This is a genomic window from Actinomycetota bacterium, from assembly GCA_005774595.1.
GTDB lineage: Bacteria > Actinomycetota > Coriobacteriia > Anaerosomatales > D1FN1-002 > D1FN1-002.
In genome coordinates, this window is record VAUM01000002.1 from 20,105 (window position 1) to 27,748 (window position 7,644).

Sequence of the window (7,644 nt, forward strand, 5' to 3'; positions counted from 1 at the left end):
GGACACGACCATCGACATCGCAGGCAGGAAGGTCGGCCCCGGACATCCGTGCTACGTGATCGCCGAGGCGGGCAGCAACCACGACGGCGACCTCGACCAGGCCAAGCGGCTGATCGACGTCGCCGCAGAGGCCGGCGCGGATGCCGTGAAGTTCCAGGTCTTCCGCGCCGAGGCGATCGCCGCTGCGACCAGCGACCCCATCGCCTCGCTCGAGGGCGATCAGTTCGGGAGCTTCGGCACGGACCTCGTGGACATGTACCGCAAGCTCGAGCTGCCGGGGGAGTGGCTGCCGATCCTCAAGGACCACGCGGAGGCGGCGGGCATCGACTTCTGCGCGACACCGTTCGACGAGGAGGCGGTGGACGATCTTGTCGCGCTCGGCGTGCCGTTCCTGAAGGTCGCCTCGTTCGAGATGGTGCATTTCCCGCTGCTGGAGCACTGCGCACGCACGGGGCTGCCCATCGTGCTGTCGACCGGGCTCGCGACGATGGACGAGGTGGTCGAGGCGGTCGCCGTGTGCACGCGCGCGGGCGCGAGCGGCCTGGTGCTGCTGCACTGCGGGATCGAGTACCCGCTCGCGTTCGAGAACGTGAACCTCCGGGCGATGGTCGCCATGGCGGAGCGGACCGGCCTGCCCGTGGGCTACTCCGACCACACGCTCGGCTCCAGCGTCGCTGTGGCGGCCGCAGCGCTCGGGGCGTGCGTGTTCGAGAAGCACTTCACGCTCGATCGCGGGCTGTCCGGGCCGGATCACCAGTTCGCGATGGAGCCGCACGAGCTCGCGGAGATGGTCCGCGCCGTGCGCGAGGTGGAGTCGGCGCTTGGCTCCGCGGTCAAGGCACCGACGCCCGCCGAGGATCTGCACCTGCGCCGGGGCAGGCGAAGCCTGTTCGCGGCCCGGGACATCGAAGCGGGCGAGATCATCGCTCGTTGCGACGTGTCGGTGCTGAGGCCCGGGGTTGGGCTCGCGCCGGCGGAGCTCGAGCGCGTCGTCGGCTCCCGCGTCGTCCGCGCGATCCGGCGTCACGAGCCCCTCTCGTGGGATGCGCTGGAGCGGTCGTGAGCCCCAGCTTCCTCATCGCCACGCACGCGGACGCCGAGCATGCGACGGGGCACCTCAGGCGTAGCCTGACCCTGGCCGAAGCGCTGCGGTCCCGCGGACACGATGTGGCGGTGCAGGCGCCCGACACGGATTACGTGCGCGTTCTTGCCAGCGCATGGTGTCCGAACGGCGGGGGCCTGAGGCTCGAAGGGCTCGCCGGATCGGTCGAGGAGGCCGACCCCGACGTCGTCGTCTTCGATCTGCCGCGGTCGCTCGGGCCGGTGTCCGACGTCAGGGCGGCACGAGTCGCCGCTCTCGACCGGTTCGACTTCGCGGACGAGCGGATCGATCTGTTCGTCGACCTGTTCGTGCCTGGGTGGGCACGTCCCGAGCACCCGCTCGGCGAGAGGCTGGCGGAAGGCCTGCAGTTCTCCATGGTGCGGCCGGAGGTGGCGGCGGAGAGGGACGCGGCCGGCGCGGTGCGGAACGATGCGGGCCGCGTGCTGGTGCTGTTCGGTGGGTCCGACGCCGGGGGCATGACGGCTCGGGCACTCGCTCAGATGGCCGACGCCGGTATCGGCGCCGAGGTGGACGTGGTGGTCGGGCCCGGCGTCCCGGGCCTCGACCCGCAGGTACCCGGTGCTGATGCGTTCGACGCGCGCGTGCACGTCGACCCTCCCGATCTGCCGCGCCTGATGGCATCCGCCGACCTCGCGGTTTCGGGGGGCGGCACGACGCTGCTCGAGCTCATGTGCCTCGGCCGCCCGACCGTGGTCGCGCCGAGGACCGCTGACGAGTCGGAGTTCGCACACGCCATAGCCGCGCAGGGCGGCTGCCTGGTGGTCGATCCCGCCGAAGAGGACGCGATCGGCACCGCGGTGCGCGAGCTCGCCTCGGACGCACGTGCGCGCGAGCGGCTGTCCGAGTGTGCCCGCGCGTTGGTGGACGGCCGCGGGCCCATTCGCATCGCGGAGTCGCTGGAGGCGCTCACATGAGGGTCCACGAGGCGCCGGTACTGGGATGGGGCGCGCTCGCGCATCTTGCGGGCGCGGTGCCCGACGTCGTGCCCGTGCTCGGCGACGCGTCGGTGCCGACCGGCAGCGGAAGGGCGGCGCTGCGGATCATCCTCGAGCACCTCTCGGCGACGGGAGTGCTGCGGGATCGCAACGACGCCCTGCTCGTCCCCCGGTGGATCTGCCAGAGCGTGCTGCACACCGCGCATCGCTTCAGCCACCCGGTGCTGGAGCCCAGCCCGGGCGTGCGTGCGGTGCTGGCGTATCACCAGTACGGATTCCCTCAGGACATGGACGCCGTATCTGCTCGCTGTAGCGCCGAGGGACTCTACCTCATCGAGGACTGCGCGAACGTGTTCGGCGGGACATACCGCGGCAGGCCGCTCGGGACGATCGGCGACGCGGCGATCTTCAGCTTCCCGAAGCTGTTCCCGTCGCTGCTCGGCGGCGCGCTGGTCTCGTCGGACGAGGCGCTCCTCGAACGCGCGCGCAGCCGCTGCGAGGCGTCGCGCCGCCCGATCGCCGGTTGTCTCGCGCGCTGGCTGTGGGAGGTCGGGCACGGCTCCGGCCCGGCCCGGCGCACGCGCGAGCTGGGTGAGATGACATACGGGACCATCGACGATCGTGCGCGCCCGCCGAAGATCGCCCTGCGAGCGGTGGCGCAGGCCGTGCGCGCGGGCGCGATCGAGGCGCGCAAGCGCAACTACCGCGCGATCCGCGACCGCTTCGCGGACCGCCCCGAGTACCTGGAGGGCCTGGAGGTCGATGCCGTACCCTACATCGTGCCGCTCTTCGCGCCGGAGGACGACCTGCGCCGGATGGAGTCGGCGCTGCGGGCCGCCGGGGTCGTGACTGGCGTGTACCACTTCGACGTCGCGCGCAACGTGTTCGAGCCGCGGTTCGTGAAGTGCCTGTGGCTGCCCGTGCATCAGGGTCTGGACGTGGACGAAGTGGAGCGCATCTGCGACGTGGCGGCGGGAGCTGTTCGCTGATGGAGAGGGTGTTCTTCCACGACGTGCCGCGCGAACGGTGGGACGAATGGGTGGCGTCGGTCCCTGAGGCGACCCACCTCCACTCATCCGACTTCATCACCTATCTCGAACGGTCCTACCCGGACGCGAAGCCGCTGAGCTTCGCGCTCGTGGACGAGCGCGGCGTGGCGCAGGCGATCTGTCCGATGGCCGTGGGTCGCATCGAGCACGCGGGGATCGGCTTCGTGGACGCTTCGTTCTCGGGCGAGCCGCTTGGCGCTCCTGCCGTGCGACGCGACAGCCCGAGTTCGGCGCGTCGTGCGCAGGCGGAAGCCTACGCGGCGCTGCACGCCCTCGCGGCGGAGCACGGGGCCGCGCGCGCGCTGCTTCGCAGGCACCCGCTCTCGATCGGCGTCATGGGTGGCGCCGATTCGGGCATCGATGCCTTCGCGCCGCTGCTCGAGGGATACCAGGCGCAGCCGCAGAACACGATCGTCATCGACCTCGCGCTGCCCGAGGACACGCTGACCGCTGAGCTGTCCAAGTACCACCGCAGGCACATCAACCGCTCGCGTCGCGACGGGGTGACGGTGGAACGATTCTCCGGCGAGGGAGCGGCGACGGACGAGATGTTCGCAGGCTATCGCCGTGCGCACTTCCTTGCCGCCGGCCGCGTGACGCGGCCCGAGCCGAGCTTCGAATGGATGCGCTGCCTGCTCGCCGAGGAGCGCGCTTCGCTGTTCGTGGCGTTCGTCGGCGGACAGCCGGCGAGCTTCCTGTTCTGCGGTGCGTTCCACGGGCTGGTCTTCGGGTGGTCCCAGGCGAACCTGGAGGAGTTCACTCGCGAGCAGCCGCCGCGCCACCTGCTCGAGTGGGAGGCGATCCTGGACAGCCGTGCCCGAGGGGCGCGCTTCTACGAACTGGGGATCAACTGGTCCGCCGCTCAGCCGTACTACGCGCCGAGCGACAAGGAGCGGTCCATCGCGGAGTTCAAGCGCCGCTACGGCGGGCGGCTGATGCCCGAGATCGCGTTCGAGAGGGTCTTCGACAGCGCCCTGTGGGAGCGCCTGGAGAGCGCGCGGGCGGCGCGCTTCCTCGAGTCGGATGCGTTCGATGCGAGTGAGCCCGCGGGCGACGATGAGTAGCGCTCGGGCCGACACGATCAGGATGCGAGGTATCTTCCTTGGGTGACGGCAGCAGACTCGTCGACCACCTCCCGCTGGACGCTCCGTGGGGGCTGGCGATCGACCCGTCCAGCAGGTGCAACTACTCGTGCCGCTTCTGTCCGACCGGCACGAGCGGTCCGGACGATCCTCGCCAGCGCGGGACCATGTCGTTCGAGACGTTCAAGCACATCATCGACGGTCTGGCATCGGACGGGATCGTTGTCCGCTCGCTGAAGCTGTGGAAGGACGGCGAGCCGCTCCTCAACGAGGACCTGCCGCGCTTCATACGCTATGCGAAAGAAGCGGGGGTCACCGAGGAGGTCCGGGTCAACACCAACGGGTCGCTGCTGGACACGATGGCGGCACAGCTCGTGGACGCCGGCCTCGACTGGATCATGGTCTCCTACACGTCGCCGAACGACGAGGTCTTCCGCGAGTACTCCGGTGGGGCCTTCGCCGAGAAGGTCGAGCGAAACGTGGCACTGTTGCGCGAGATCCGCGGGGATCGGCCGAGGCCGCACATCGCGGTGAAGATCTGCCGGTTCCCTGCGATCACCGACGCGGACGTGGAGGAGTTCAAGCGCAGATTCGCGGGCATAGCGGACGAACTGATCGTGCACGAGGACCCGATGAACTGGGACAACACGGGGGAGCAGGACTTCACACTGGGCAAGGTCGCGGAACGCGAACGGCCGCGGATGGCGTGTCCGTACCCTTGGTACGAGCTGAACGTGAACTCGGACGCATCGGTGTCGATCTGCCCGGTCGACTGGTCGCTCGGCACGGTGGTCGGAGACGCGACGCAGGAGACGATCGGCGCGATCTGGAACGGCGAAAGGCTTGCGGAGCTGCGCCGGATGTTCGTGACGCGCGACTTCAGCGCGCATCCCGTGTGCGGAGAGTGCACGTACTATCATCGGCACGACGACGATATCGACGAGTTCGTCCTGCGTGACGCGGCCCGGCCGGCGCAGGACGGGGAGTAGGTGGGCCAAGTGGCCGAGAGGCTGGCTATCGACGGGGGTCCGAAGACGATCGACGAGCCGGTGGCGCCGTGGCCGCAGCACACAGGCAGCGATGAGGATTGGGTCGTCAGGTCGGTGCGCGAGTCGAACGCGTGCGCGTCCGCGTCGACTGCGGTCGGGTACACGATCAGGTTCGAGCGCGAGTTCGCCGAGATGCACGGTCGCCGGTACGGAGTCGCGTGCTGCAGCTGCACGCAGGGGCTCGAAGCCATGGTGGCGATCGCCGGGATCGAACCGGGCGACGAGGTCATCGTCCCTCCGTACACCTTCATGGCGACAGCCGCCTGCGTGATCCGGGCCGGGGGCGTGCCCGTCTTCGGCGATGTAGATCCGCTGACGATGTGTCTCGACATCCGCCGGCTCGACGAGGTCCGTACGGAGCGGACGAAGGCAGTCATCCCGGTCCACTTCGGTGGGTTCATGGACGACATGGTCGCGCTGAGGCGCTGGGCCGAGCCGCTCGGCATCACCGTGATCGAGGACGCTGCGCAGGCGCACGCCGCGCGGCGCGACGGGTGGTATCCGGGCGAGCACAGCATGGGCGCCGTCTTCAGCTTCCAGCGCAACAAGAACATGTCGGCGGGTGAGGGCGGCGTCTATCTGACAGACGACGAGGACCTGATGCTCGCCTTCCGTGAGTTCATCTGGCACGGCACCCGGCAGGGCGGCGCGCCGGGACACTTCAGCATCTCGTCGAACCTTCGGATCACGGAGTTCCAGAGCGCGCTGCTCCTGGCGCAGATGGAGCGTCTCGAGGAGCAGACGCGCAAACGCATGGACGCCTGCGACGCGCTCGACCTCCTCATCGACGGTATTCCGGGATTCACCCGCCTCGACGCCTCGGCGATGGAGGTGCACCCGCGGCACCTCTACATCGTGAGGCTGGATCGGGCGTACTGGGGAGGGGTCAAGAAGGCCACTGTTCTCAAGGCACTGCAAGCCGAGGGCGTCGTGATAGGGGCAGGCTACGACTATCCGCTCTACCGCAACCCGGTGTTCGTCGACGGCAACTACCCTTCCGTCTACCGCGCCGCGAACGCGGAGGCGATCGCAGCGGGACGCCTCGACTTCTCTTCCGTGGTCCTGCCCGAGGTCGAGCGCGCGTGTGGTGACGTGATGACCATGCCGCACTTCGTCTTCCTGTCCGACTACGCGGTCGCCGAGAGGGTCGGCAGTGCGCTGGCCAAGGTCTCGGAGGCTCGCGACCGGATCGCCGAGATGGACGAGGAAGCCTGATGGTCGACGGATTCGCCGTCTCGCGAGCTGCGGCGAGCGACCGCGAGGAGATCCTCGGTCTGTGGGACGAGGTCATCCTGCGAGGGCGGTTCGGCGCGGACTGGGCAGGGATCGACAGCCACATCTTCGGCACCGGCTCGCCGGACTCGGCGGAGCACGTCCTCGTGGCCAGGGATACCTCGAACCCGGGGCGGATCTGCGCCACCGTGGCCGCGATCCCGATGACGATGCTCATCGAAGGCCTGCCGGTGGGCGCCATCGCGATCACCGGTGTGGCGACGAGACCGGAGTACCAGCGACGCGGACTCATGGCGAGGCTGCTCGAGGAGGCGTTCGACTCGCTCGACGCCACTGAGCGGCCGCTCACGGTCCTCTGGGGCTACCGCGACCGCTACCGCCGTTTCGGTTTCGAGATCTGCGGCGCCCGCACCACCCAGTTCGTGCCGAGGCGCAAGTTCTCGGGGCCGTCCCCCGACGACGTGGCAGCGGTTCGCGAGTTGCGTGTGCCCGAGGACGCGGCGATCATCGACGAGTACGGCGTGCCGGCGAACCTCGTGCTCGACGGGCACCCCGGGCACCTGGATCGCGTCTACGGTCGTGCGCTGCAGCGCACATGCGTGTACGAGGGTCCTCGTGGCCGGGCGCTGGCCACAGTCCCCGCCGCTGCGGCCGATGCCGCGGAGACCCTCGAAGTGCTCCACGTCGTCGGCGACGCCGAGGCGGCCGCGGCACTTCTCGAGGTGCTCATGGCCGACGGCGACTACGGCGAGTGCGCGGTGCGCCAGCCGCCCCTGGCATCAGGCCCGCTGGGCGAGTACGTGCACATGCTCGGGGAGTGGTTCCGCATCGAGCACATCTGCAACCTGAGGATCAACGACCTCGCCGCGCTGATGAGCGCGCTGGGTCCCCGGATCGATGAGCGCCTCGCTCGAGCGGGCCTGAGGCTGAGCGTCCGAATGAGTCGGGGTGACCGCGAGCAGATGTGGGAGTCGGGGGGCGAGGGCCTCGCGGTCGCACTGGATCTCGAGGACCACCGACTCGTCCGAGTCCTGTTCGGGCCGGAGAGGCCGTCGGACCTGCCCCTTGTGCCTCCGGTCGGTCAGGTCCTCGACGCTGTGCTGCCCCTCCGCTTCGACGTCACCCCTCTCGAGGGACTGTAGGGGCTCGGTGTGGGGAGCGCTGCCTGGCGCT

The 7,644-nt window shown here is 69.6% G+C and carries 7 protein-coding genes; all 7 read left to right on the top strand.

The annotated features are described in order from the left end of the window. Positions 1-10: 10 nt before the first annotated feature. Genes FDZ70_00210 through FDZ70_00240 form a run of 7 tightly spaced genes read left to right on the top strand, consistent with a single transcriptional unit; the run spans position 11 to position 7,613 of the window. The gene (locus tag FDZ70_00210) at positions 11-1,063 is read left to right on the top strand and encodes an N-acetylneuraminate synthase (protein TLM80565.1); all 1,053 of its coding nucleotides are present in this window, start codon (positions 11-13) and stop codon (positions 1,061-1,063) included. After that, complete coding sequence (locus FDZ70_00215) at positions 1,060-2,037, top strand: hypothetical protein (protein ID TLM80557.1); 978 nt, start codon at positions 1,060-1,062, stop codon at positions 2,035-2,037. The genes FDZ70_00210 and FDZ70_00215 overlap by 4 nt, the downstream gene beginning before the upstream one ends. Beyond that, the gene (locus FDZ70_00220) at positions 2,034-3,047 is read left to right on the top strand and encodes a hypothetical protein (protein ID TLM80558.1); all 1,014 of its coding nucleotides are present in this window, start codon (positions 2,034-2,036) and stop codon (positions 3,045-3,047) included. Before FDZ70_00215 ends, FDZ70_00220 begins: the two co-directional genes overlap by 4 nt. After that, on the top strand, positions 3,047-4,171 hold the full coding sequence (locus tag FDZ70_00225; protein TLM80559.1) for a GNAT family N-acetyltransferase: 1,125 nt from the start codon (positions 3,047-3,049) through the stop codon (positions 4,169-4,171). Before FDZ70_00220 ends, FDZ70_00225 begins: the two co-directional genes overlap by 1 nt. 38 nt (positions 4,172-4,209) lie before the next feature. Beyond that, positions 4,210-5,178, top strand: coding sequence for a radical SAM protein (locus FDZ70_00230; GenBank protein TLM80560.1), 969 nt, complete (start codon positions 4,210-4,212; stop codon positions 5,176-5,178). A 9-nt stretch (positions 5,179-5,187) separates the two neighbouring features. Beyond that, positions 5,188-6,453, top strand: coding sequence for a hypothetical protein (locus tag FDZ70_00235; protein ID TLM80561.1), 1,266 nt, complete (start codon positions 5,188-5,190; stop codon positions 6,451-6,453). Continuing rightward, entirely contained in the window at positions 6,453-7,613 is a 1,161-nt protein-coding gene (locus FDZ70_00240) for a GNAT family N-acetyltransferase (GenBank protein TLM80562.1), read from the top strand. Before FDZ70_00235 ends, FDZ70_00240 begins: the two co-directional genes overlap by 1 nt. The last annotated feature ends 31 nt before the right edge of the window (positions 7,614-7,644 follow it).